Raw genomic sequence first — 26,626 nt, forward strand, 5'->3', positions numbered from 1 at the left:
CTGCTGCATCACAACCTCTCCTTTCTTTTTTATGTTATGAGCGTTTTGAGACGGTTTGCTTCCATTCTGTTTTTGCGTTTTCTACCAATTCTCTCGATGTGAGCAGATCATAGGCAGTCAGAGCCAGAGCTTTGGAAGACTGATTCAGCCCATCCATCCCTTTTTCAGAGCGGGTCGCTTCTGTAAAGGCATGCGTGTGGGTCACGGCCTCCCCAATGTTGATATACGGATGGATGGTCGGCACAATGTGACTGACATTCCCAATATCAGAGGAGCCGATGCCCTGTTTAATTTCAGAATCATCCACCTCCACTCCGATCGCTTCTAAGTTGTGCTGGAATTGTTTGGCAAGCGTATGGTTATTAATACGTTCGGCATAGGTTAAGCCTTCATCTGCCGAATAGGAAGCTCCCATGGCCTGTGTAGAACAGCCTACCGCCTCATAAAATCGCTGCTTCACCCGGCCGAGTTCTTCTGTGGTTTCGGCACGAAGCAGAAAACTCGCTTCGCAATGGTCCGGTATGACATTGGTCGCTTCCCCGCCTTTGGTAATAATACCGTGAATGTTCGCAGATTGATGCAGCGCGGGCAGAATCTGCTTGACCGCAATGAAGCTTTGTATCATCGCATCTAATGCACTGATTCCCTGGTCCGGATTGGCCGCTGCATGAGCGGAGCGCCCGTGAAAGGCAAGGTCTACATCTACACAGGCCAGACTCCCCCGCAGCGTCATCGTCCTGTCCCGCGGGTGACACATCATAGCTGCATCCAGTGCATCAAATCAGCCTTCTTCCGCCAGCATAATTTTCCCCCCGCCTTCTTCTTCGGCAGGCGTTGCAATGACGACGATTTTTCCCGGCAAATCAGGAACGGCATTTTTCAGAGCAGCTGCCGCGCTGACCGCAGAGGTTCCAATGATGTTATGGCCGCAGGCATGGCCTAAATCGGCCAGCGCATCATATTCTGCTATCAGGCCAATCACCGGCCCGTCTTCTGGTCCTTCCCATTCTGCGATAAAAGACGTCGGTAATGCCGGAATTTACGCTTTTTGAACACGGAACCCTTCTTCAAAAAGGGGTTCCGTTAACCATTCCATCGCCTGGTATTCCTGAAAGCTTAATTCGGGATGGTCGTGAATCTGTAGAGACAGCTGCGTCCATTTCTCTTTATGGCGGTCGATTTCCTCGATAATATTCGATTTATTTTCGTTCCTCATGAAGAATCTCCTTAATTCAAAATTTTCTTTCTATTAAAAGTTTATAGTTCCATCCAACGAAAGAAAAATAAAAAAATTATAGAGCTGCTATAAAATTTTTTAATGCCCTCACATACGAAGTACCGCTTCTCCACAACTTCATAAAAAAATAAGCATTATCATCTGCAGCCCCCTTAAAGGAACTGCTAAGATAATGCTGTCATTGAATCCCATGTTACTCTATCTTTATTTTAAATGTTTTTATTTCATAGGGGAAAATTGAAAATTCTATATCTGGCTTTCTCTGCTTTTCTCCTGTTTCTTTTTCCATGAGATCGGTTTCCACCCATTCTTTCACTTCCGCCCCGCTCTTCATTTCAATATTCCCTCGTTTGCCGCTGTATTCATGAAGCCTTACTATCACTTCATTTCCCTCTTCTGCTTGTTTTACAGCATCAATCATAATATGATCCGCTTCTGTTTCGAAAAGCGAAAAGGACAGCATGCCATTATTTATTTTCCCTTTTTTTATGAACAGCGGATTATTAAGGCTCCAGGCTTCTTTTACTGTCCCGCTTTCATACCAGTCCTTATCATGTGGATACAGGGCATAACAAAACGTGTGGTGTCCCTGATCTTGAGAAGGATCCGGCATGACTGCTGATTTGAGTAACGTTAATTTCATCGTGTTTTCTTTTATATCATGCCCGTATTTCGAATCATTCAGGAGACTTACCCCATAATCCCTTTCGGAAAGATCTACCCATTGATGAGCGACGGTTTCAAACCTGGCATAATCCCAGCTTGTGTTCCAGTGGGTCGGCCTTTTTACGTTTCCATATTGAATATCATAGGTGGCTTCCGTAGAACGGATATCAACCGGGAAAGCTACTTTTAACAATTGATTCTGTTCGTGCCAATCTACGTCAGTTTGAAATTCAATCCGCCTATTATCGGCATAGACAATGATATCCTGCTGAATGGTGGAGGTATTATAATTCCAATGAAATCGGATGACTGCTCTCAGCGCCCCTTGCTCTATTACTTCCACCCCTGTTAAATCTGAAATGATCTGCATTTTCTCTTTATAAAAAATGTCAATGTCCCATGCATCATAGTGTAATGGCTTATCTTCGAATACCTGAAAGACATTTCCTTTTTCATTAGGACTTAGTATGTCCCGGGCGTGTTCACGATCATATATTTTTGTAAAATGACCCTTTTCATCCCATTTTATTTGATAATAGGGGGTGAAAAGAGAGTCTGAAGAAATTTCAAAAGGAATGGCTCCCTCTTTATGTGGAAGTTCTTGACTTTCAAAGATCGTCGTATATCCTAAAGTCGGAACATTCTCCACTTGCACTAGTACGCCATCATGTCTTAACTGGGATTTTAATACCTTTCCTTTTTCATCAACCCACTGCGCAGCCCTCCCAGCTGGGATGAAAACCAGTCCGTTTACGTCCCAGGAAGAAGAGTTAAATACGGTATACGCCGCATCATTCTCGTTTGACATGATACGTTCCAAACTTGTATGTCTAATATTCGAGCCTATTTGGTCCGCTTCTTCATATTCCTTTTTGCTGTCCGTATACACTTCCTGAATGGAGGAGCCCGGTATAATATCGTGGAATTGATTACGCAGGATTATTTTCCAACCCTGAGAAAATAATGCCGAATGTTCTCTGGACCAAGCAGCGTTGAATACATAATGTAACGTATCGGCCCATTCCGCTTCCCTGTACAAGAGTTCCATATGACGGTTCATTTTCTTGTTGTACGCCTGGCTTGTGTACGTCCCTCTATGATATTCGAGATACAATTCGCCATCCCACTTGTGCACATATTCTTCCGTCTCTTCTATTCGCTGGTGAAGGTTCTGAAAGTAAGTATCCGCTCTCCCGGTTGTAACGTTAGGAAGCCCGGGCATTTTATCAAGACGGCGGATATTCTCCAGCATGTCTCGATTGACTCCGCCGCCTCCATCCCCATAACCATAGGAAATAAGCAACTCATCATTTATTTCCTGATCGTTGTAATTATCCCAGATGCCTTGGATACTCGCTGCTTTTATTTCTCCATTATAGGTGAATTTAGGGGAGCCATCCGGAGTTGTAATAAAGTGGGTCAAAATTTCAGAACCATCTATCCCTTTCCAGATGAACGTGTCATGAGGCAGGCGGTTGTATTGGTTCCAACTGATTTTGGTCGTCATAAACGTATGAATCCCGGACTTTTTTAGTATTTGCGGAAGCGCCCAGGAGTACCCAAATACATCCGGCAGCCATAAATAGTTGCAAGGGCTTATTCCTAATTCTTTTTCTAAAAAATGCTGCCCGTATAATAATTGTCTCGTTAAAGATTCCCCGGACGGGATATTACAATCAGCTTCCAGCCACATGGCTCCCCCCGCTTCCCATCTTCCTTCTTTTATTCTTTCCTTGATTTGTTCGTAAATTTCAGGATAATCGGTTTTGATATAATCATATAATTGGGGCTGGGTTTGCAAAAAGGTATATTCCGGATATTGTTCCATCAATCGGAGTACGGTAGAAAACGACCGGCCGCTTTTCTCCCTCGTATGCTTCAGTCTCCAGAGCCAGGCAACATCTATATGGGTATGACCAATTCCTCTGACAGTAAGAGGGTGGGATTGATGAATGTGGTCGATTTTTTTGTTTAAATACTCATCTGCCTGATAAATGGAAAGATAAAATTCATCACTGCCGGGCTTCGTCCAATCGATGAGTTGAAATGATTGATTTAATGCTTTTAAAAGATTTACTCGTTCCGGCTGATTTTCAGCAAGCAGCTGCACCGTTTCAATGGCAGCATTCGCCGTGAAATAGAGGTCATCCGTCTGTTGGTCCAGCCATGCCAGTTCGGCTTTTTTTATTTGATGTTCTTGTATTTCATGGTTCCCTTTTATTCCCTCCAGCCCAGACCACAGCCGGAATTGGAGCAGCACGGTTTTTCCAATCCTGTCCCTGGAGAAAAAAACTTCTTGATGATTAGCATCCACTCCTTGAAAAGGGGAGCCGTTCACGTATAGCAAGGATTCAAACCCGGAATTGTGTCCTCCGCCGGTTTTCCCAAAATCGAAAAGGCCAAGTGCTGTTTTTCCTTCCCATTCTTCCGGGATCGTTATTTTCTTTTCCAGCCAGATATATTTATCCCGTCCTTTCCATTTTTCTCCTGTTTGCATTTTGCCTTGATTAATGGAAGACGGTGGAGCGGAAGGGATCACTTCAGTGTTTTCTTCTTCCATAAAATCGAACGCATGTACTTTCCGTCTATCCCTATAACGGAAACTTTTTAGTTCGGCAATACGAGCTTTCACCTTTTCTACCGTCCAGAACATGGACATTCCTCCTCGTCTTCACCTAGTATCGTATCTACCCTTTGACAGCTCCGCTGGTAAGTGCACTTATGATATAGCGCTGCAGCAGGACAAACAGAATAATAACAGGCAGGATCGACAGGACACTTCCAGCTGCCAGATAATGGGTGGTAACGCTTGTCTGCGTGGATTGTAGATTTACAATTCCTACAGACACAGGATATAACCTGGAATCATCCAGCAGAATAAATGGCACCACAAACTGAGACCAGCTCTGAACAGCTATTAATATAGTAACGGAGGCAACACCTGGCACACTGACTGGAAAGATCACTTTCCTAAGGGTCTGCCATCGATTACACCCATCAATAATAGCCGCTTCATCTAAGTCATTCGGTATAGTGTCTAAATAACCCTTTAAAAACCAGGTAGAAAAAGGTAATACTACGGCTGCATAGACTATTACAAGAACATAAAAATTATTAAGAACACCAACCTGAGAAAAAAACCTATACAAGGGAACAGATACTACTACAGCAGATATCATTTGTGTCATAAGGATGATTAAAAGAAATTCTCGCTTCCATCTAAACGTTAATCTCGATAAGGCAAACGCAGCTGGAATTGCAATGGCCAATGTTAAGAGAACAGTAGCTATCACAATTTTTCCAGAATTAAACAAATACTGAACCACTGATGTATTCTGTAAAACATGAGCATAATTACTAAATGCTATTTCTTTTGGTATTAATCTGGGAGGAGCTGCAAAGATCTCCTGACGGTTTTTCAATGATAAAGAAACGACCCAGAATAACGGGAACAAAAAGCATATCAATATGACAGTGTAACTAAAGTACAGACTTCCCTTTATCATTATATTTGTTTTCTTTAAAGGCATTATTTATCTTTCCTTCCCAGCACTTTAAGGTAAACCATCGTCATCATCACATTGATAAATAACAAAACGACTGCTGTAGCTGTTCCTTCTCCCATATTAAATTTATTAAATATCGAATTATAGATGCTTAATGAAATGACTTCAGTACTTCTACCCGGGCCTCCCCCGGTTAATGCCATGACCATATCAAATGTATTAAACGTATCAATGGATATAATAATTAAGTTAATTAATAATATGGGGGAAAGGATTGGAAGTATCACACGTGTTAAACGCTGAATGGCATTGGCTCCATCGATTCTGGCCGCTTCAATGACATCTGAAGGCAGGGTCTGCAGCCCGGCATAAATTAAGATCATGCTGAAAGCCGTTCCACGCCAAATATTCGCTATCGTTACAGATAACAGGGACAATAAAGGATCGGATAAAAAAGGCTGCGGCCCCATCCCAATAAAACTAAGAATGTAATTAAATATTCCTGAATCGGTTTCGTTATACATGGTGTTCCAAATGATACCTATGATCACGCCCGGCACTGCCCAGGCAACTAATACTGCTGTTCTAACAATCACCGTTCCTTTGATCTTAAATTTTTCTCCCTGAACGATTAACAGTGATATGAAAAAACCACATATCAATTGAAAAACAACACTGAAAAAAACAAAAAAACTGGTGGTTGACAGCATTTGGTAAAACCCTGGGAGCGTAAATAATCGGATATATGAATTGATGGTGTAATCAAAATCCGCATCAATCAAGTTCGCATCCGTAAAACTAAGTCTAACGATTTGAAATATAGGGTATACAAATACAAACGCTAACACAGCAATAAGAGGAATAAGCCAGAGAAGAGGCGATGACCGCCAGCTCCCCCTTTTTTTCTCAGCATGATTTATGGTCATATTATTGTTGGCATCCATATTTTAAAACCTGCCTTAGTTGGAATTGGCCACTTCCCACGCATCATCTAATGCTTCTTCCGGGGTTTTATTTCCTGCGATAACATCTGATAGAGCGGTCTGCATCTCGACGGTAATGACTCTATAACTCGTGGCAGACGGCCTAACGTTTGCTTCTGTTTCCAGTGATTCTCTGAATTTCTCCGTAAACTCCGTCCCATCATAATCTTCCGATTCGTATAAAGTAGATAAAGCCGGGAGCTGATCAAGCGCATCCATCGCTTCGCCTGTAATAAACGTGTCGGTAATTAAGTCAAAGGCAGCCTTTTGTTTTTCTTGATCCTCCGTGAAAATTCCCCACGTCCATCCTCCGGAAGTGGAAGCCGGTTCGCCGCCTTCCATTTGGGGAAGAGGCGCGATATCCCAGTTTTCAAAATCGTCTCCTAATGTTTCCTTTAAGAAAGACTCTTGAAAGCTTCCCCCTAAAAACATGGCCGCATTTCCACCGGCAATTTCTTCGTTAAGATCCCCTTCAGCCCCGTAGCTGCTCATTCTTTGCGGCAATGCCCCTTCTTCTACGGCCTGCTGCATCGTTTCTAATACTTCTAACATTTTTTCTCTGTTTTCCCCTTCACCGAAGGTTGGATTCCCTTCCTCGTCCACCAATTCTCCACCCTGTCCCCAAAATAACGGCCAGAGCGTAGTCACAGACGCTCCTTCGCCTCTCCCCCCGGGCAGGATAATACCTTCATAGCCCTCCGCTTGAATATCATTGGCTGTCTCGATAAGTTCATCCCATGTTTCAGGCGGGGAGTCAATGACTTCGGTGTTATAGTACATCACCCGCGTATCCGTCCCCATATATAACCCATAGATTTTTCCATCTTCTCCCTTCATCACATCCTGGGCAAAAGGAAAGAAATCCTCTTCTTCCATCCCTTTTTCTTTCATCAGGTCATCCAAAGGTTGTAAATAGTCTTTGTACCGGTCCAGCAGATAACTGTCAATAGCTGCGAGATCAGGCGCTCTTCCACTATCCGCTTGTTCGAGAATTCGCGCCATCGCTTCATCGATATTACTGTTTTGGATCTCTGTTACTAATTCAACGTTGGGATACGCCTCTTCAAATTCCCTTACTTTCCCCGCAATATGTTCACTGGCTGCCTGTGTAGGGGCCTCCGGAGAGTAACCTGAGGTGGTAGACCACGTTAATTCGATTTCTTCTCCACCACTGTCTCCACCTCCGCAGCCCGTGATCATTAATAACAAAGAACAGATAATAGCGGCCCATATATACTTATTCAAATCCACTCCTCCTTCATGTTGAAAGCGCTTTAAAAAATGAAACCCCTGAGCTTCCCGGCTTGGCCCACTTCATGCCATATCATTTACGCCTTTTGTCCCACTATATTTTTGCGGTAAACATAACATGACAACGCTTTTTCAATTTCATACTTTTCCATTTTTCCAATCCAGGGCGGGGATGAGGGAGGGGGGATAAGAGAAAAATAGAGGCTGGAATGTTCCCAGCCTCCAGGTGATAGGTTAATTAGAAGGGGCAGAATGGGGAGCGTGACGATCGATCCCGCTCATTCGACAAAAACCGGGGCGTGACAGGCACGGACGGCCCAAAAACCGGGGCGTGACAGGCACGGACGGCCCAGTCCAGCTCAGCTTCCGTAATTACTAAAGGAGGGGCGAGGCGGATGACGGTTTCGTGAGTTTCTTTGCACAGCAGCCCCTTTTCTTTCAGTTTTTCACAGTACGGCCGGGCTGGTTCGTTCAGTTCGATTCCGATGAAAAGACCCTTCCCGCGTATGTCTTTGATGGCCGGGTGGTGAATCTCCCTCAGTTTTTCTTTGAAATAGTTTCCAAGCTTTTCCGAGCGTTCGGGCAGCTTTTCTTGTTCAATGACATCGAGGGCTGCGATAGAAACAGCGGCGCCGAGCGGGTTCCCCCCAAAAGTGGAACCGTGGGACCCTGGATCAAAGACGTTCAGGATCGAATCGTTGGCAGCCACGCAGGAAATCGGAAAAACACCGCCGCCGAGAGCTTTCCCTAGAATATACAGATCCGGCTTTACGCCTTCCCAGTCGCAGGCAAACATCCGGCCGGTGCGGCCCAATCCTGTCTGAATTTCATCTGCCGCAAATAATACATGGTGTTCTGCGCAAATATTTTTTGCTTCTTGAAGATACCCCTCGGGAGGGACGACAATGCCTGCCTCTCCCTGAATCGGTTCTACGATAAAACCAGCTGTTTGAGGGGTGATGGCGGATTTCAGTGCTTCTGCATCCCCGTATGGAACGACCTTGATACCCGGAAGTATCGGCCCGAATCCACGCTTGTATTCTGCTTCGGAAGAAAGGGAGACGGCGGTCATCGTTCTTCCGTGAAAATTCCCTTCACAGGCAATGATATCCACCTGGTTTTCTTCAATCCCTTTGTTATCACAGCCCCAGCGCCGCATGGCTTTGACCGCAGTTTCCACCGCTTCGGCTCCTGTATTCATCGGCAACACTTTTTCTTTATTCGTCAGCCGGCTTACTCTTTCATAAAACAATCCAGCCTGGTCATTGTGAAACGCACGGGAAGAGAGGGTGACTTTGTCGGCCTGCTCTTTCAAAGCCTGGATGATGCTGGGATGGCGGTGCCCTTGATTCAAGGCGGAATAGGCACTCAGCATATCCATATATTTATTTCCCCTCCGGATCTTCTACCCAGATACCCTCCGCTCTGGAAATAACCACTGGCAGGGGCTGATAATTCGCTGCTCCATATTGTTCGGATTGTGAAATAATTGTTTTCGTCGTTGTCAATGTAGATTCTCCTTTCCAATAAGACGATGCCCTTCCTTTATGCAAAAAAAATGCCAGCAGTTATTCGTGCTTTTTGAAGCCCCACGGCAGCATTTTGGTGCAAACTTTTTTTTCGAATGAAAAATAAATTAACTGTTGTAAAAAAATCACCCTTCTTCGGGTGATCTGCCGCGGGTTAGGTTCTTATCTTTTTACTTCCGAGTTTTTTCAGCCGGTACTGCAGGCTTTGCCGACTTAACCCAAGCCGTGCTGCTGCCTGCTTGATACTATAATTGTTCTGCTGCAGCACCTGCTTCACATACTCTTTTTCTTTATCAAACAAATAGTTTTTTAAAAAACGCGTCTCCCTGCCTGACTGTTCAGCCGTCTCTTGATTCTCCGCCGGTACTTCAAGCGCCATTCTTTTTCGGAAATGAAGGGGCAGGTGGGCGGTGGTAATTCTCTCCTGCTCTGTCATAAGGTTCATGGCGCCTTCGATGACATGCTCCACTTCTCTTACGTTTCCCGGCCAGTCATACGTTTGGAAAAAAGACCACACTTCGTCACTCATCCCTTTGACATTCATTTGAAAAAGTGCATTATACGTGCTGATAAAATAATCGGCCAGTTCGATCACATCGTGCTGCCGGTCCCGCAGCGGGGGAATAAAGAGGGACACGACACTAAGGCGGTAAAATAAATCTTTACGCAGGCGCTGTTCGGTGACGGCATCAATCGGATCCTCATTCATGGTAGCGATGAGCCGGATATCAGTTTCCCTTTCTTTCGTATCTCCGACTCTGCGGATTGTTTTTTCCTGAATGGCACGTAACAATTTGGACTGCAGAGGTGGACTGAGGGCATTAATCTCATCAAGCAGAAGGGTCCCGCCTTCCGCCTGTTCAAACAGGCCGGGCCGGTCCTCCGAGCCGGTAAACGCTCCTTTTTTCGTTCCAAATAAAAGTCCTTCAATTAAGCTGTCCGGAAGAGCCGCGCAATTCTGGCTGATCAAGGGGCCGGAAGAACGGCTGCTCCCATTGTGAATGCTTTGCGCGAACATTTCTTTCCCCGTTCCTGTTTCCCCGATAATCAGCACCGAAGAGTTCGTCCGTGTCGCCCGTTTGGCATGCTCCACCACTTCCTGCAGTGCAGGACTGCTTCCAAGGATACTCTCAAACGAATACGTCTTTCGGCCGCGCTTCATATTTTCCTGAATCATTCGTTCGAGTTTGGTGATATCCTGGGTAATTTCCAGCGCTCCAACGATACGTCCCTTTTGTTTTACGGGGAAGGTATGGTTTATCGTCGTAATTTCTCCTCCGTGATTATTCAAGTACGTCTGTTTTACATTCCTCGCCTCTGCTCCTTCCGACAGAGCGCTCTCCAGCGTACTTCCCTGTCCTTCTTTAAACTTAAATACGTCCGATATATGTTTATCCAGCACCTCGTCTGGGTTCATATTTTCAATCGCGGCCATCTTTTCATTGTAAATAACCGTTCTTCCCGTATGATCGACCGCGTGCACACCAAGATCGATTTCCTCCAGCAATTTTTCATAAATAATGCTCTGCCGCTTGTTTTCTTTCTCCAACCATTCATCCCGCCTTTTCCATCAAAAATTTTTCTTTATGCTACCACCTTCCTCTGCGAAAAGCAAAAAAATTTTTCAACATCCTCGATAAAAAAGAAGCTGCCTCAAAGGGACAGCTCCTTTTATGCTTTTATCAAACTACCAATGGGCGGGAGCGGTTGGCAGCGGCATTCAGCAGTTCGCCGGCTAAAAACGAGCACGTCCCGGGACCGGCGCCGGCCCTGAAACATCTTGTTCGACGAAGCAGCAGCCGAAGGGATTGCCCCGTTTGATGAAGCTGAGGGACGGCCGGAGGAAAGCGTCCGCCTACAGCAGCTGCCCATTTGCTTCTTTGCATTTTGCTACTTTGAATGGTCTTTTGATACAGCCCCGCGAAAGCTATAGGTTAATAGAGACGTCGGCATTCTTCCGAAGTTCCTCCACCAGGGCCTGAGAGGCTTCAGCTTCTTTTTGACTTTTCACCTGTTCTTTGAGATCCGGTTTCATTTCTTCAAACGATGGTGTTTCTGCGTCTTCTCCTTCTCCACTCATTTGAGCCTGCTGCGCTTTGGCCTGTTCATATGCCTGCTTCAGCTCTTCTTCGGTCGGCTCCACATCTCCAGTTTCTTCGGAAATTAACTGATCGATTTTGACCTGCGTTTCAATCTGGGCCATCACTTCTTCTTTATTCATGCCTTGTTGTTCTTTTAACGCTGTCATGAGTTCATCTTGAGAATTGAAATTATTTTGTTCCACCAGATCTTTTAAAGTACTGTCTATTTTTTCCTGGCTTGCTTCCAAATTACGGTTTTCTGCTTCCTGGGTCAGAAGTTCCGTCCCAACGAGGCTGTCTGCCACTTGTTGTTTCAACTGATCCTGGTCCACTTCTTCTCCTGTCATCTGCGATTGCATGGCTGCCTGTTGGAATTGCCCTTCATAAGATGATTTAAATTCTTCTCCCGATATTTCTTCCCCATTTACCGTGGCAACCACATCCGGTACATTCTCCAGGTCAGGCTCCGGCATTTCTGCCTGCTGGGAGCTTTCACCCTCTTGGGAGCCACCATCGCCGGAACCATTTTCCTTTTCGGAATCCGACTTACTATCTGATCCGCTGCCGGTCTGCTCTTCGTCCTGTGCTCCTGATTCATTATTATTAGCTCCCGCTGATTCATCCTCATTTCCGCATGCTGCAGTGACAGATAAGATCAATACAAGAAATAAGCTAAATACACTCTTTTTTAACAATGTCATTCTCCTTTTCTATCATACTACTGCCTCAAGGCGCTATGTTCCGTTCTCCTTATCCGGGTTACTGCTCCACCGTCCATCCCCCCAATTACCATCTGATTAATAGGTCGTCCTCCCTATGTTGTTCCAACGGTATCAGCAGAATATATCAGGGAGATGTCAGAGCGGAACTTCTTTTTTATTGCTTGAGGATGGAGAATGAACAGCAAAGACAAACATAAAATTCGACAAATCCCGGGGCGTGACAGGCACTGCTAAGGAAAAGCCATTTACCCCCGCCCGATCAAGTGTATATCTTAATCGGGGGCAGTAAATCCACAAACAAAAAAACCCCCTGTGATGCGGTTATCACAGGGGTTCCTGCATTCCATCCTTGTTATTCGAGGCTTATGGTTCCGTCACTTCCTATTATGATACTCTCTCTTTGCGGGTCTTCTATTTCATCATAGGGTTTTAGAAAATCTTTAGGAGGGGTTCCAATTAACGGGGTAAATATTCCATTTTCAAAGGATAAAAGAAAACTCTTTTCCTGATTCGTGGTCCCCTTATTCCATTCATATCGAAATTGCTGAATCGTATCGCTGGAAATGGGTTCTCGAAAAATTTCTCGTTCCGTGCTGCCATCTTTATTTACTATTTGACTGCATCCAAACCCGATGATTTCGTTTTCTTCAAACCTTTCCTTTCGATCAGGTCCCAGTTTTAATTCCCTGGCGTATTGATAGCCGCAACGGTTACACAGAATATAAGTCTCCCCGATTTTGTAATAGAAATCTTCCAGCGCTACACACGAACAGTTGGGGCAGGCAATTCTTTCAAGAACAGAAGCTATTCCTATCACATCCTTTTGTTAAATGGACTAGACGATAAAAAAGTTAATGGGAAAAACAAGAGTGGAAATTCGTGAAAGGAGGATAAAAGCAGGAGTTATATTCTTTATTTTACCTAATTTTTCAAAAAAAGCAATAAAACAAAAACGACAAAATCCGGGGCGTGACAGGCACCTATTCGACAATATCCGGGTGGTGACAGGCACTCAAAAAGATCGGCGGTTTGAGTTGAGGATTATGGTAGAAACGAAAGCTGCTCCATGGGTAATGTTCCGGTTTTTTGACGAGCCTGGCTTCGACTGGATTGTCATGAATATAGCGGCGCACCTCCATCATTCCTTCTTCATCTCTGACTCTGCTGGAGAAGAAACGCTTTTCAAAAACGTGGCCGCTTAATTCGTAGCGGGTGTTGTAATAATTGGCATAACGTTTATTGAGAAGAGCCATCACTTTGGAAATAGATTGTTCCCGGGCGCGCATCTGCAGATGATAATGGTTTGTCATAAGACAGTAGGAGGATAGTTCAAAAGGGGCTTTTTCGTAGGTTTGATGCAGGATATGGAGGAAGACTTCAAAATCTGTTTTATGGCGGAAAAGAGGATCCCGCCGGTTTCCTCTACTAACGATGTGATAAAAATAGTCAGGATACCATATTCTTCTCATTCGCGGCATGTCTTATTAAAAAACACCTCCTTTTCGGTTATGCAGGTAAACGCAACCTATACTTTATTCCACAATAAAAGAGAAAAACCCTCTTTCTATAAGCTAAACGGTTGAAATAACATTCGACAAATTACGGGTGGTGACAGGCACGTAAAAAGGCACATAAAAAAAGCCCTGCGGATGCAGGGCTTTTATACTTATTCGGTAGTGTCGACAGCATCTACGACGAAGCTGGCACCGCCGTATGCTTCTTTAAGCTCTACGACTGCCTGTTCATCGTTCGGGGAGTAAGTGACTTCTGCGATCATATCCATGCTGAGTTCCGCGTCGGAAGAGGTCAATTGATCGATGTTGTCAATCTGCCAATTGCCCTCTTCATCCTGGGACACGTCCAGCTCGTCTACGTCGTCAGCGAGCTCAAGGCTGTCGATCTGGGAAATGCTGTTTTCTACTTCCACTTCAACTTGTGCCAGGGTAGTGGTGAAGTCTCCTTCTACGTGTTCAAGGTAGATCGTAGCGGTTCCTTCTGATTCGCCGGTGGCTTCAAAGCTCATTGCTTCGGAAGCATTTACGTTATCTGTTTCATCGCCTGCGATACTGGCGACTTCCTCATCGCTTGTTCTTACTTGAAGCTGGCCGGATTCATCGAAGTTCTCCAACGCTTCTTCTACTTCGCTGTCACTAAGGTTAATGTCATCATACATGGCGCTCGCGCTGATTTCGAAGTCCAGTTCATCGGAGTCCTGATTGATTGATCCGTCCTCCAATGCATCCTGAAGATCAACGGATTCTGGATCAGCAGATAAGCTGAATTCGTCGACATCTTCGGAATCGAGCTGAACAAATTCGAGTATTGTCGAACCAATTTCTTCGTTGTCGTATGTGAAGTCAACCTGATACTCACCTTCGAGATCCTCTGGATAGGAAAGCTCTACTTTGCCTTCACTGTCCACTTCAACCGAACCTGAATCTACTTCGTTGTCCTCTTCATCTGTAATCGTATAGCCAATGCTTTCCCCTTCACCAAATGGCTGGTCGTACTGATCCAGGACCGTAAAGGTGTCAGCAGATGCGCTAGTAGTATAACGCTTTGTTGTTCCATCTGCTTCGATGCCGCTGACTTCCTGGTTAGCGACAACTTCAAGGTCGTATTCTACAGGATCATCCATGCCTTCAAACTGGACGTTCAGCGTCACATCGCCTTCTCCTGTAACCTGAAGACCATCCTCATTGTAGTAAGCAATCGAAGCATCACTGGAAGTTACAGTTTCAATTTCAGGGAAGGATGCTTCATCCGCATCTACTTCTTCACCGAAGCTGTTCGTGCCGGCAACCGGCATAATGTCATAACCTTCGTGATCCGGAGTAACAAAGTCATTCTCATAGCGGTCGCCGTTTTCATCAAACAGGCCTACTTCTGTTACCTCTGATACTTCCGCCTCTCCGCTTACGCTGACTTCCATTTCATCCGACTCTACTTCATTGCCGTCTTCATCTGTGATCTGCACAGCATAACGGAAGCTCTCCGGAATATCACTGTGTGTGCCGTCAATGATGCCTTCTTCCTGGGCTTCGTCCGTGTCAAACGGCGCTTCATTAGAGTTATATAAAAATTCTACTTCATAACCGGCATCTTCCAGATCTTCAACAGAAAGATTACGGATTCCGTTAACGGTGAAACCAAGCTGCTGGTCTTCCGCTTCCCTGATCTGATCTGTTGTTGCTTCGACGGAATCGACCTCAATCTCCGTATAATCAAATTCTGTCTCAAATCCATTGACGGACAGCGTGCCTGCCATGCCTTCGAGATCATTATCTTCATGTTCCACTACAACTGTTTCTCTGTCTTCTCCGATTTCAACATTGGTCGGGCTGACTTCTGTTTCTTCCTCGTCTTCATCTACTACAGATACGTTAAGCATGTCTTCTACATCGGAGCTGTCCCAATCTTCATCCAGTTCTTCTTCCAAAGTGATTTCAAAACTGGAGGTAGAGCGGACAGATAGATCTTCCACGGTAAGTTCAGAAGATTGTTCCCCGCCGCCTGTGAACGTCAAGCCGGTGTCCTCGCCTTGATAGGAAAGGCTGTATTCTTCATCGTCTGCCTGCTCTTCTGTTGTCAGACGAACCACGGTTCCTTCCGCGTCCTGACTCACTTCAGAATCCTCGGGAGAAATAGTTTCGGCATCCTCGACATCCAGGTCTGGATCAATGCTGAAGTCTTTCGCATTTACCTCACCATCGACGCTTCCTCTAAAGCTTACTTCAACAGTGGTGTTATTCACAGCTTCTGCCTGAACAATATCAGATTCTTCACCCTGATCCACTTCCATGGCGCGTTCAAGGAATACAGCGAACTGAGCCCTTGTTACCGTTTCATCTGGACGGAACATATTATCCGCTGTATCTGTAATATTATATTGTGCCAGGGTGCGGACGTTGTCCCGGTGACTTTCATGGACATCGTCGAGATCCACAACATTTGGATCTTCTCCGTCTTTCGGTTCAAGATCAAAAGCCCGAACAAGGATAGTGGCCATCTGTTCGCGGGAAAGGTCCATGCCTGCCGCAAACTGTGTATTATTTTCCCGTCCTTTAATTAACCCTTCTTCTTTAACAGCGGCCGCATACGGCGTGAAATAGCTTTCTGATGTCAGATCTTCAAATGGCGGTTCCACATCCTCATCAGTATCCAAATCAAAGGCTGCTACCAGCATCGCAGCTACCTGACCACGGTTGATTTCTTCCCCGGGACGATATTCCCCGTTCGAATAACCGCTGATAATTCCCTGATCCGCTAAGTTTTGAATCGAGCTCGACGCCCAATAGTCGTTATCCACATCCGGGAACGACTCCGCGGCATCCGCCTGCTGCACGTCTGCCGGTGTTACAGCACCAGCTGCTGCCACCATTGCTGCAGAAACGGATCCTGCGAGAAACCTGCGGTAAGTTTTTGGTTGATATGCCACACTAACTCCTCCTTCAAGAGAATAATAGATTATAACCATTTTGGGGTTCTGGAAAGACCTATTCCTGAAACTACTAAGTATTAAACATAAAACCCAAAAATGGTTGGGAATACAAACCTATTCCGGTCCTTCCCTTTTTCAACTTTAGAAGAAACCACATCATTTGAAAATCAATCATCGGAACCAATTCTTCTTCCCTCTTTTTCTTTTCTGCTGCCTGTGGTAGGCTGTTTTTCGTTATTTTTTGGTAAATGAATGACTCCCTGCCATGAACATCTAGATATTAATAGAATTTTCCATTTTTTCGACACGTGCCTGTCACCTGTCGTATACGACAGGTGACAGGCACGTGTCGAAAAAAAATAACCCCCGTTCCACTTCATAGCGGAACGGGGTTTTTTATGATTTTATTCCAGTGTGGCCTGCTCCAGCATTTCCCCTTCTTGGGCATAAATAACATCGACCGTTTGATCGGGATAGACCTCCCGGATCATATCCGAATGAGCGGATTTCATATCATCGGACAATTCCTGCCCAGCAGCGATGGAAATATCGATGTTAATGGTCTGGCCGTCTTCTCCATCGACTTGCTGGACCATCGCTTCTTCCACACTTTCTTCGCTTTCCAGCTGTTCTTTCAGATCTTCATTGGAACTGAGCTCTGCAGACGGGGCCTGCACTTCTTCATTGTTTTCTGTGTCTTCTTCTGTCTCCTGGTTGTCGGGAGCAGCTTGTTCTTCTGCATCTTCTCCCGAAGAACAAGCTGCTGCAACTGCCATTCCTGCTGTCAAAACACCTGCTAAAACCAATGTGCGTGCAAATCTCATACCAATGTCCTCTCCTTTTTTTCTCATGCCAAACGTAGTATATTTCATTCTTTCTATCCTTGTACAGGGCGTTTGTTCCTATTTTTTACATCTCTTCTCCAGCATTCATCTTTTTCATTCTCTTTTTCTCTTTCCGATTTTCTTTCTTCCGTTTGAACCATAACACCATATTATCCGATGCAGCATAAACCACTGGAATCAGGATAAGAGTGAACAAGGTCGAAAAAGCGAGACCAAAAATGATAACAATCGCCATAGGAGCCTGTGCTTCTGCCCCTTCTCCAAAGCCGATCGCAATCGGAAGCATCGCCAGAACCGTCGTCAGCACCGTCATCATGATGGGGCGGAGACGAGCCGGGCCGGCATCCAGGATCGCTTCATCGCGTTCCAGCCCTTCGTCCCGACGCTGGTTAATATAATCAACCAGGACGATCGCGTTGTTTACCACAATCCCTGCCAGCATAATCAAACCGATAAAGGCCGTGATACTTAACGGCGTCTGGGTGATAAATAAACCTACCATCACCCCGATGAGCGTCGCCGGCATCGAGAACATAATTACAAATGGCTGGATAAAGGACTCAAACTGAATAGCCATAACCGCATACACTAGGAAAATGGAAGCAATCAGTGCTAATCCAAGATCCCCGAAGGCTTCCTGCATATCCTCGGATTCCCCGCCGTAATCAACGGAATAGCCGCTCGGCATATTCATTTGATCCATGGCTGTCTGAACCTCGGTAGCTACATCGCCCAGCACGTAATCCGGGGCAATATCACTTGTGATATTGATCTGGCGCTGCTGGTCTTCTCTGCTAATCTGCGTCGGACCAGTTGTCTCATTTAACTCAGCAACAGCAGCCAGCGGTACGCCGGCTCCTTCCGCCCCGGTTAACGTTAGATTTCTAACATCCGCGAGCTGTTCTCTGGCGCTTCCCGGAAGGATGACTTCCACGGAGATTTCTTCGCCTTCCTCCCGGTATTCCGTGGCAACCTGGCCGTTAAAGGAGGTCATCACCTGTCCCATAATATTTTGATAGGTAAGACCATATTGCGAAGCCTGCTGCCGGTCAATATCAAGTTCAAGCTGCGGGTTGCCGTCCCCGGAAGAATCATCTACGTTCATTGTACCCGGGATGTTTTCTATTTCAAACATGGCCTGTTCCGCCAGGTCATCCAGCACTTCAATCTCCTGGCCGCTGATATTTATTGAAATCGGATCACCGCTGCCGGCTGCCCCGGACGCCATATTCTGCACAGAAATATCCGCCCCAGGGATCCGATCCGCCTGGTCGGAGAGTTCGGAGATGAGATCACTGGTTTCAAGGTCCCGTTCTCCGGAATCAATTAAGGAAATATTCACATCCGCCTGGTTATTACTGCTTCCACCAACCGGACCGCTTCCTCCGCCCACGGTGGAATACGTCGAATCAATAATGTCCTGGTAAGGCTCGATCATATTCCATACTTGATTGACAGCCTGCTGCGTCTCTTCCTGGGTAGAAGCTTCCGGGGTTTCCACACTGACCATGATTTCCCCTTCGTCTGATTCAGGAATAAATACAGCGCCTATCGCAGGAACCAGAGCCAGCGAACCAATCACCAACAGGAAGGTGAGAAAGATAACCGTTTTCCTGAATCGAAGCGACCAGCGCAGCATCCGCTGATAGCGGTCATTTACCGCCCTGCCGAATTTGTTAAGACGGCTGTCTTCCTTCGTCTGCATCGCTTCTTCTTTAATAAACTGGGAAGCAAACATAGGCACGATCGTTAAAGCTGCCAGCAGCGAAGCAATTAAGGCAAACGAAACCGTTAACGCCAGCGGTCCGAATAATTCGGAGGCAATTCCTTCGACAAAAACAAGCGGCAGAAAGACAACAAGCGTGGTACTCGTCGAAGCTACAACCGCACTTCCGAGTTCTTTTGCCCCGGCTATGGCTGCTTCTTTTCTTGATTTACCGTACTCCATATGCTTATAGATACTCTCGAGAATGACGATCGCACTGTCCACCATCATCCCGACACCAAGAGCAAGTCCTCCCATCGTCAGGATGTTCAAGGATTCTCCCGTGAAATACATCAAGGTGAACGTGGCAATAATCGAAATCGGAATGGAGATGCCAATGACCATTGTGGCCCGGATACTCCGCAAAAAGGCAAGCAGGACGAGCACAGCAAAAAGAGCCCCGAACAAGAGGTTGTTAAACACACTGTTAATAGAAGACTCTATGTAATCTGCAGCGTCATAAACGATTTCGAGCTCGACATCTTCTCCCAATTCTTCATTTAAGTCAGAGACAATGTCGCGCAGAGACTGTGATACGTCTACGGTATTGGCATCCGATTGTTTCATCATTGAAAACATCATCGATGAGCTGCCGTTGACAAAGGTTTCGGATCCCCCGTCTTCGACGGTATCCACAATATCCGCCACGTCGCTTAAGTGAACATTGCCTCCTTCCGGGAGCGGAATCAGCGTATTGGCGATATCATCTACCGCTGTAAATTCGCCATCCACACGAAGCTGCAAATCCCGGCCGCCGCTTTCCACTTCACCGACCGACCCGGAATCATTTTCTGCATTTAAGGCATTCACGACATCATCCGCCGTTAACTGATACCGGTTCAAGTCTTCAACCCGAAGCTGGGTCTCGATTTCCCGGTCCTTCATCCCTTCAATGCCGGCACTGGCTACACCGGAGCCCTGTTCGAGCTGCGGCTGGATTCGTTCCTCTGCCAGCTGCTGCATATCCAGACTCTTCGTATCTCCGGAGATACCAATCCACATCATCGCCTGCTGATTGGGATCAAAGCGGAGCACCGACGGATCGTCGGCTCCATCCGGAAGCTGAGCGGACGCGCCGTCAATAGCTTCACGGATATCAAGCATGGCCTGATCCAAATCGGTACCAAAATCAAACTGAATCATAATCAGGGAAGAACCGGAGGAAGACTGAGACGAAATCGTATCCAGATTGTCGAGTGTACCCATGGAATCTTCCAGCGGTTCGGTTACCGTTTCTTCAATATCTTCCGGTGCGGTTCCTTCATAGCTTGTCGTTACAATCGCAAACGGAAGGTCCATTTCCGGATACAAATCAATCGCCAGATTCCGGAAAGATACCATTCCTAAAACCAATACCATGGCGATCACCATGAATATGCCAACAGGACGTTTGACAGACCAACTTGAGAGATTCATTGTGCCATTCCTCCATCGCTATCCGAAGAATAGGCAGCTATCCGTTTCACTCCTGTATCATTCATGTAATCCAAGGAAGTTGTTTCTTCCTCTTCTCCTGATTCTTCGGAGTCTGTTTCATCTTCCGCCTCTTCGGAGGAATTGCTCCCTTCTTCGTTTTCAGCCTCCTCGACCGCGGTTCCGTCTTCCAGGAAGTACTGACCGCGGGTGATTACAGGGGTGCCTTCTTCAATATCTGCTTCCACTGCACTGTAATCCGATTCTTCGCGTACTACTTCCACCGGTACAAGCACTGCCTGATTCTCTTCCCGGATAAAAATCGACGGTTCTCCTTCTACATTAATGATGGCTTCCGTCGGCACAAGCAGGCCGTTTTCTACATGGGTTTCATATAACAGAATTTCCCCGTAAATCCCTGATCTCAATTCGTTATCGGGGTTATCCACCTGCACTTCTACGTTAAACATGCCATTATCATCGGAGGAATCCGCAATATGAGTAACCGTTCCTGTCCTGGTTTCCTCATTGGAAGGGAAGCGGACCTCCATTTCATCGCCTTCTTCAAAACTGGAAAGCTGCTCCGACGTAACCGATGCGGTCACATTTAATGTATTCATTTCTCCAATCGTGATCATGCTGTCCTGCTGGGAATAATATTCCCCCGGCTCTACTGTCACCGATAAAATTTTACCGGCACTCGGCGCAGTTACTACCGCGTCTTCCAGGTTTTGTTCCGCCTGTCTAACGGCGGTCTCCTGCTGTTCCACATTAGCCCGGGCATCTTCAATGCTCCCGGAAGCTTCATCCACGGACGCATTAGAAGACTCAATTCTCGCCCGCATTTCCTGCTTCGAATCCCTGGCTTCTTCCAGCGAAGATCTCGCTGATTCAACCTGGGATTCCAGCTGATCAATATTATATTCCTGCTTTGCCTGTTCGAGGCTGTTTTCTGCCTCTGTTACACTATCTTCAGCGTCTGCCACAGCATCTTCTGCATTTTCCAGCTCCTGTTTCGAAATCAACCCTTCATCAAAAAGCTGCTGGCTCCGGTTTCGTTCCCGCTCAGCCGTTGCCAGATTCCGTTCGGCGGTATCCAGCGCCTGCTCGGCATTCTCTATTTCATCACCATAATTTTCTTTGGCCTGTTCTAAATCAATTTGAGCCCGTTCATACTGCTCTTCTGCCTGACGGATCGCGTGATCAGCGTTATTCAGGGAAGCCTGGGATTCCTGCACACCAGCTTCCGCTCCCCGTTTACCGGCCTGCGAAATAGCAACGTTACTCTGTGCACTCCGCAGAGCAGCCCGCTCCTGTTCCAGCGTATTGCGGAGGGCGGAGTCATCCAGTCTCGCCAGCACCTGCCCCTGTTCAACCTGATCTCCTTCTTCCACCAGGACTTCGTTCACATCTGCTGTCACTTCAGGGGTTAACGACACTTCAGATAATGCTTCCGTTGTCGCGTTAACAATCCGAGTACCTTCCAGATCCCCTATTTCTGCTTCTGCTGTCTCCACTACGACAGCGTCTTCTTCCTCTGTGTCTACGTCTGCGGATTGACACCCCGATATCATAAAAAATCCCAGCACTCCAATCAAGACGTGCCATCTATGCAAAAACGATACGTTAACACCGCGGCTCTTCTTCAATTCCCCGTTTCCCCCATTCATTCAAAGTTGCCTATTCAATTATACGATAGATTCAGACTACCGCAATGGTTTCACTACAAATAATGGATGCCGTAACAAGATTTCCATCCAGCGCCCGCCTTTTTCTAAGTCGTGAGGCGGACCTCCATGTCTGTCCTATGTACTACCCTTGTTTTCCAGGGCGTTATGTACGAAAGAAATCTCTGTGCGGTTTTACAACATTCAAAAAAACCCCCCACCCAGACTATGAAAATGATTATGAAATATAACTGTTTAAAAACTAAACTATTTACTAATTTAAGCCAAAAGGGCTACAACGTCAACTATAATTAGAGAAACTCATAAACTCTTCACATTCTTTCCATAAAAAACCCTGCAGGGAGCGTTTCCCTGCAGGTTTATATTTACTGCTGTGAACTGTCTGATCCGGTTCCCTGGCCGGCCGAACCGGACTGCTGGACAAGACCGTCCTGCATCACTTCGATCTGCTGGTTCACCAGGACCAGATTCCAGCGTTCGGAGGCCAGCTGCTGCTCGGCCTGCTCCACCTGGAGACCGGCTAATTCATATTCAGATTCCGGAATGACACCAATATCGGCCTGCACCCGCAGGTTCCGGACATCTTTTTTGGCATAGTCCAGTTCATCCTGGGCCTGAAGAATAGCCTGATATTGCGTCGTCGCTTCATCAAACGTCTCCTCAATCGAGGATGTCAGGTCATTTCGAAGCTGCGTAATGTTTTCTTCTTCCGTTTCTACAGCGATGTCAGCCTGTTCCTTTTCAAATCGTGTGGCATCCTCATCATCATACACCTGCCCGCGGTCGTATTCGGCAAGTTCCAGGGCTTCCTTGGCATTTTGCATACTGAAAGAATTTTCGATAAGCGTCTCCGTGTCTGTTTCCTGTTCGATCGGCTGTAATTCATCGATCTTCGGCTCTTCCAGGCTGAGATCCTCATGATAGATAATGCAAATATCCAGCGCCAATATGGCCAAATCATGGTCATACTGCGAACGGGCTTCGTAGAGATCATCTTCAAGACGTCTCACTTCCCGCTGGGCGGTTTCGTATTCATTGCGGGACACCGTTCCGAGTTCATACTGCCGTTCCACATTGGAAACCTGTTTTTCTTCATTATTCAGAGAAGCTTCCGTCATCTCCATCTGATCTTCCTGCATGAGAAGCTGAACGAAGGCTGATTTCGTGGACAATTCCACACTTTTATGTGCTTCTTCCCGGTCATATCTTAATTGAATTTCATTGGAATCCATCTGCTTAATGGAATCTTCCAATTCCTCTAAGTTATCTTCCAGTGTTTCTATCTGGTTCTGCAGTTCCAGTCTCGTCTGGAACGTCCGCTCTCCCGTTTCATTCTGAAGGTCACGGAGATCATCCATCTGATCTTCGAGGTCTTCGATATCATCTTCCATATCACCGTAGTCATCCTCCGCTCCTTCCAACTGGCTTCGGATGTTATCAATTCTGTAATTTAGAAGAATGAGAGACGAATTATCCTCCAGGGCATAATCCACCGCCTCTTCAATTGAAAGCGACTCTATCGCATCCTCCGGTGTTTCCTCTTCCTGTCCGTCTGCCTGTGTCTCTTCTTCCTGACCATCTGCCTGTTCTTCCTCCGCCGATGCCGACATCGTGAACCCACTCACTGCAAGCAGTACAGCCATCCCCGCTGCAAAGAATCGTTTCATTCTATAACTCCCCCATTGGAAAAATTCATCACTTCTTACCTGTTTATTACTATAACGCATTTTCTTCCAGGGAAAAAGAAAAATCTCGCCCGATTCCACATATTTAAAAAAATCGACAAATCCCGGGGCGTGACAGGCACGGTATAATTATCATTATTTTAAAAAAATTTGGTATATTTTATAACGATTGAGTTAACTTTTCTTTTATTCCTTGATAATGTATCTATTGTGATAGTTTTACATTCTATCATCAGACAATTTTTCCAACGTCGGAAGGGGGAAGGATAGTGAGTCAAAAATTATTTGCAAAGGATGTTACCCGAAGACAGTTCTTGAACGATTTAGGAAAAGTCGGCGGTACTGTTGCTGTATTTGGTGCGATGGAAAGTTTAGGACTCCTGGCTTCTACACCTGCTAAAGCAGCCGGGAATAAGTTTCCGGATGAGGGGGACTTATCTGCGATTGAGAAAAATGGAAAAAAAGTAATTATTCTTGGGGCTGGGCTTGCAGGGATGTCAGCGGCTTACGAACTCACCAAATCCGGCTATGAATGTACAATTTTGGAAGCACGCGAAAGAAGCGGCGGCCGCAACTGGTCCATCCGGGGTGGTACTCAGTCTTCAGAGATTGATAAAGACAGACAAACATCCAACTTCGATGATGGGTTGTATCTCAACGCCGGTCCCGCCCGAATCCCACAGCATCACACGACGACGATGGGGTATTGCCGGGAGCTTGGTGTCAAATTAGAGCCATTCTCCAATATCAATGAAGCAGCTTATTTGTACAACGAAGGAGTGGGACGTATGTCCGGAAGCCGTATCAGGCGTAGAGAAGTCCGGACGGATATCCGGGGCTACACCTCTGAACTCCTGGCAAAAGCCCTGGATCAAGATGCACTGGATCAACCTTTAACGAACGAAGATCAAGAGAGACTCCTCTCTTACTTACAACAGAACGGCGGTCTTGATGATAACCTAACCTACAAAGGAACCTCCTCCCGCGGCTACTCCACTCTCCCCGGAGTAGAATCAGGATCTCACAATGATCCCTTTGATTTCAGTGCACTTTTGGAATCCCAATATGCGATGAACTTCAGCGGTGAATACAGCATTAATCAGCAGCCGATGATGTTTCAGCCGGTTGGAGGTATGGATCAAATCCCCAAAGCCTTTGAAGAAAAAGTGGGATATATGATTACGTTCCAGGCGGAAGTGCAGGAAATCCGTCAAACCGAAGACCGATGCCGCGTGGTTTATAAAAAGGCTTCCGGGAAAACCACCGAGGTGGAAGGAGACTTCTGCATCTGTACAATTCCGCTTCCAGTGTTAAAAGACATTCCTGCGGATTTTTCAAAAGAAATGACTGAAGCGGTCGGCGCCATAAATTACGCATCTACCGGCAAAATCGGATTACAATTTAAACGTAGATTTTGGGAAGAAGACGATCATATTTATGGGGGGATTACAGATACCAATCAGGATATTACACAGATTTGGTATCCATCCTCTGATTATCTGTCACAGAAAGGAATACTCGTAGGCTACTATAACTTCGGTGGAAGTGCGGAAAAGTTTGGAAACTATTCTTTTAAAAATCGGGAAAAATACGCCCTGGAGCAGGGATCCAAGATTCACCCTCAATATTTTGAGGATTTTGAAAATTCATTTTCCGTCGCCTGGCATAAAGTGAAGTATAACTTAGGAGGCTGGGCGAGCTATTCACAATCAGACCGGGACACTTCCTATCAGGTGTTAAAAAAACCGGACGGACGCATTTACCTGGCCGGAGAACATATCAGTTACTACACGGGCTGGATGGCCGGGGCGTTTGAGTCCATGGAAACCGTAGTGGAGGCCATTCATAATCGTGTCATTGAAAATGAGCCCCTCACCTCCCGTCGTTCTGCTGAAAAACAGGAAGCATTAATCGGATAATTAAAGGAGGAAAAACATGAAAAAATATATAAAAAATAGTGTTTTAGGTGGCGGCTTAGCCCTCGGCCTCGTCTTTGCAAGTTATTCTGCTTTTTCAGCACCAGCAGTGGAAGAGCCGACAGAACCCACTTTCTATGGTTCCGATTCATCTTCGATTTCTTCAGCGGTAGCTATCCCAGAAGACACAGCAACCTATCATACGAGTGGCACCGTTCCCCCTGAAATAGACCCTGAAGGAGAAACGGTGTACGAACGTTACGGTAATACAAAACAACAAGCTGTTGGAATTTTGGAAAAATTTGAAGAAGATCTGGGAGAAGAAGGACTCTCTTTAGAAGACGTTATCTATTTACGTGTTTATTTAACCCCAGACAAAGCTCTTGGGGGTGTCGTAGATTATGAAGGATGGTTTGAAGCGTATGGTGAATTTTTTAATAACGAAGACAATCCAGCAAAACCGGCCCGCTCCACTATGGGTGTGGAAAGTCTCGTCCATTCAGACTGGCTGATTGAAATCGAAGCTGTAGCCGCTTATCCAACGGAAGAAGAATAAAAATTTTCACCCTTACAAGGAGGTGGAGAAATATATGTTACAAAATATAGGTGTCCCCGGGCTCATCATTCTGCTCGTCATTGCCCTTATCATATTCGGTCCGTCCAAACTCCCGGAAATTGGACGAGCCGTAGGACGTACCCTGGCTGAGTTCAAACAATCCGCAAGAGACTTCATTGAAGAGGATTCAGAATCAGCCGTCCGCAATCGAGCCCCCTCTTATCAAGAACAAAATAAGGCCAAAAACACGGAAGCAGCAAGAGAGTTCCCTGTTCATGCAACAGATAAGGAGGATAAACAGAAAGCAAACTAATACACGTGGCAGGGTTCTTCTTGACCCTG

The 26,626-nt window shown here is 46.0% G+C and carries 21 protein-coding genes and 1 pseudogene; 3 read left to right on the forward strand and 19 right to left on the reverse strand.

The features are described from left to right. Positions 1 to 34: 34 nt before the first annotated feature. From G475_RS27020 to G475_RS0101830, 19 genes and pseudogenes are all read right to left on the reverse strand, one after another. On the reverse strand, positions 35 to 760 hold the full coding sequence (locus tag G475_RS27020; RefSeq protein WP_156911595.1) for a peptidase dimerization domain-containing protein: 726 nt from the start codon (positions 758 to 760) through the stop codon (positions 35 to 37). Positions 761 to 781: 21 nt separating this feature from the next. Beyond that, positions 782 to 982 carry a M20/M25/M40 family metallo-hydrolase gene (locus G475_RS27025; RefSeq protein WP_156911596.1) on the reverse strand — a complete coding sequence of 67 codons (201 nt, stop codon included), beginning with the start codon at positions 980 to 982 and terminating at the stop codon, positions 782 to 784. A gap of 57 nt (positions 983 to 1,039) precedes the next feature. Further along, complete coding sequence (locus tag G475_RS27030) at positions 1,040 to 1,216, reverse strand: hypothetical protein (RefSeq protein ID WP_156911597.1); 177 nt, start codon at positions 1,214 to 1,216, stop codon at positions 1,040 to 1,042. A gap of 214 nt (positions 1,217 to 1,430) precedes the next feature. After that, positions 1,431 to 4,556, reverse strand: a complete 3,126-nt coding sequence (locus G475_RS0101745; protein ID WP_026699783.1) for an alpha-mannosidase — start codon at positions 4,554 to 4,556, stop codon at positions 1,431 to 1,433. A 34-nt stretch (positions 4,557 to 4,590) separates the two neighbouring features. Further along, positions 4,591 to 5,433 carry a carbohydrate ABC transporter permease gene (locus G475_RS0101750; protein ID WP_051302058.1) on the reverse strand — a complete coding sequence of 281 codons (843 nt, stop codon included), beginning with the start codon at positions 5,431 to 5,433 and terminating at the stop codon, positions 4,591 to 4,593. Beyond that, complete coding sequence (locus G475_RS24030; protein WP_233275712.1) at positions 5,433 to 6,353, reverse strand: carbohydrate ABC transporter permease; 921 nt, start codon at positions 6,351 to 6,353, stop codon at positions 5,433 to 5,435. The genes G475_RS0101750 and G475_RS24030 overlap by 1 nt, the downstream gene beginning before the upstream one ends. A 15-nt stretch (positions 6,354 to 6,368) precedes the next feature. Further along, positions 6,369 to 7,637: an extracellular solute-binding protein gene (locus G475_RS0101760; protein WP_026699785.1), complete on the reverse strand. Its 1,269-nt coding sequence runs from the start codon at positions 7,635 to 7,637 to the stop codon at positions 6,369 to 6,371. A gap of 244 nt (positions 7,638 to 7,881) precedes the next feature. Beyond that, positions 7,882 to 9,151, reverse strand: a pseudogene (locus G475_RS24035) (ornithine--oxo-acid transaminase). Between the two features lie 175 nt (positions 9,152 to 9,326). Further along, the gene (locus tag G475_RS0101770) at positions 9,327 to 10,721 is read right to left on the reverse strand and encodes a sigma-54 interaction domain-containing protein (RefSeq protein ID WP_026699786.1); all 1,395 of its coding nucleotides are present in this window, start codon (positions 10,719 to 10,721) and stop codon (positions 9,327 to 9,329) included. A 133-nt stretch (positions 10,722 to 10,854) separates the two neighbouring features. Continuing rightward, on the reverse strand, positions 10,855 to 11,058 hold the full coding sequence (locus G475_RS27035; protein ID WP_156911598.1) for a hypothetical protein: 204 nt from the start codon (positions 11,056 to 11,058) through the stop codon (positions 10,855 to 10,857). Positions 11,059 to 11,099: 41 nt separating this feature from the next. Further along, positions 11,100 to 11,954, reverse strand: a complete 855-nt coding sequence (locus tag G475_RS0101775; protein WP_035709785.1) for a SurA N-terminal domain-containing protein — start codon at positions 11,952 to 11,954, stop codon at positions 11,100 to 11,102. 373 nt (positions 11,955 to 12,327) lie between these two features. After that, positions 12,328 to 12,792, reverse strand: a complete 465-nt coding sequence (locus G475_RS0101785; protein ID WP_026699788.1) for a hypothetical protein — start codon at positions 12,790 to 12,792, stop codon at positions 12,328 to 12,330. A gap of 163 nt (positions 12,793 to 12,955) precedes the next feature. Further along, positions 12,956 to 13,453 (reverse strand): transposase, encoded by a 498-nt coding sequence (locus G475_RS0101790; protein WP_026699789.1) that lies wholly within the window; start codon positions 13,451 to 13,453, stop codon positions 12,956 to 12,958. Between the two features lie 188 nt (positions 13,454 to 13,641). Continuing rightward, positions 13,642 to 16,413 (reverse strand): S-layer homology domain-containing protein, encoded by a 2,772-nt coding sequence (locus tag G475_RS0101795; RefSeq protein ID WP_026699790.1) that lies wholly within the window; start codon positions 16,411 to 16,413, stop codon positions 13,642 to 13,644. Positions 16,414 to 16,583: 170 nt separating this feature from the next. Further along, entirely contained in the window at positions 16,584 to 16,724 is a 141-nt protein-coding gene (locus G475_RS27040) for a hypothetical protein (RefSeq protein ID WP_156911599.1), read from the reverse strand. A 96-nt stretch (positions 16,725 to 16,820) separates the two neighbouring features. Then, complete coding sequence (locus tag G475_RS26230; RefSeq protein WP_156911600.1) at positions 16,821 to 17,240, reverse strand: hypothetical protein; 420 nt, start codon at positions 17,238 to 17,240, stop codon at positions 16,821 to 16,823. A gap of 85 nt (positions 17,241 to 17,325) precedes the next feature. Next, on the reverse strand, positions 17,326 to 20,442 hold the full coding sequence (locus tag G475_RS0101815) for an efflux RND transporter permease subunit (protein ID WP_026699792.1): 3,117 nt from the start codon (positions 20,440 to 20,442) through the stop codon (positions 17,326 to 17,328). Next, positions 20,439 to 22,088: an efflux RND transporter periplasmic adaptor subunit gene (locus G475_RS0101820; protein WP_169728501.1), complete on the reverse strand. Its 1,650-nt coding sequence runs from the start codon at positions 22,086 to 22,088 to the stop codon at positions 20,439 to 20,441. Before G475_RS0101820 ends, G475_RS0101815 begins: the two co-directional genes overlap by 4 nt. 404 nt (positions 22,089 to 22,492) lie before the next feature. Then, entirely contained in the window at positions 22,493 to 23,794 is a 1,302-nt protein-coding gene (locus tag G475_RS0101830) for a TolC family protein (protein WP_026699795.1), read from the reverse strand. 287 nt (positions 23,795 to 24,081) lie between these two features. On the opposite strand from G475_RS0101830, the gene G475_RS24045 reads away from it, so the two are divergent. From G475_RS24045 to tatA, 3 genes are read left to right on the forward strand one after another with little or no spacing between them, the layout of a single operon-like run. Further along, entirely contained in the window at positions 24,082 to 25,731 is a 1,650-nt protein-coding gene (locus tag G475_RS24045; RefSeq protein ID WP_051302060.1) for a flavin monoamine oxidase family protein, read from the forward strand. A gap of 16 nt (positions 25,732 to 25,747) precedes the next feature. Next, positions 25,748 to 26,284: a RidA family protein gene (locus tag G475_RS0101840; protein WP_035709787.1), complete on the forward strand. Its 537-nt coding sequence runs from the start codon at positions 25,748 to 25,750 to the stop codon at positions 26,282 to 26,284. A gap of 34 nt (positions 26,285 to 26,318) precedes the next feature. Further along, positions 26,319 to 26,597, forward strand: coding sequence for a twin-arginine translocase TatA/TatE family subunit (gene tatA / locus G475_RS26620; RefSeq protein ID WP_084413940.1), 279 nt, complete (start codon positions 26,319 to 26,321; stop codon positions 26,595 to 26,597). The last annotated feature ends 29 nt before the right edge of the window (positions 26,598 to 26,626 follow it).

Origin of the sequence: Salibacterium aidingense DSM 18341 (assembly GCF_000429685.1) — a bacterium.
Taxonomy (GTDB): Bacteria; Bacillota; Bacilli; order Bacillales; family Marinococcaceae; genus Salibacterium; species Salibacterium aidingense.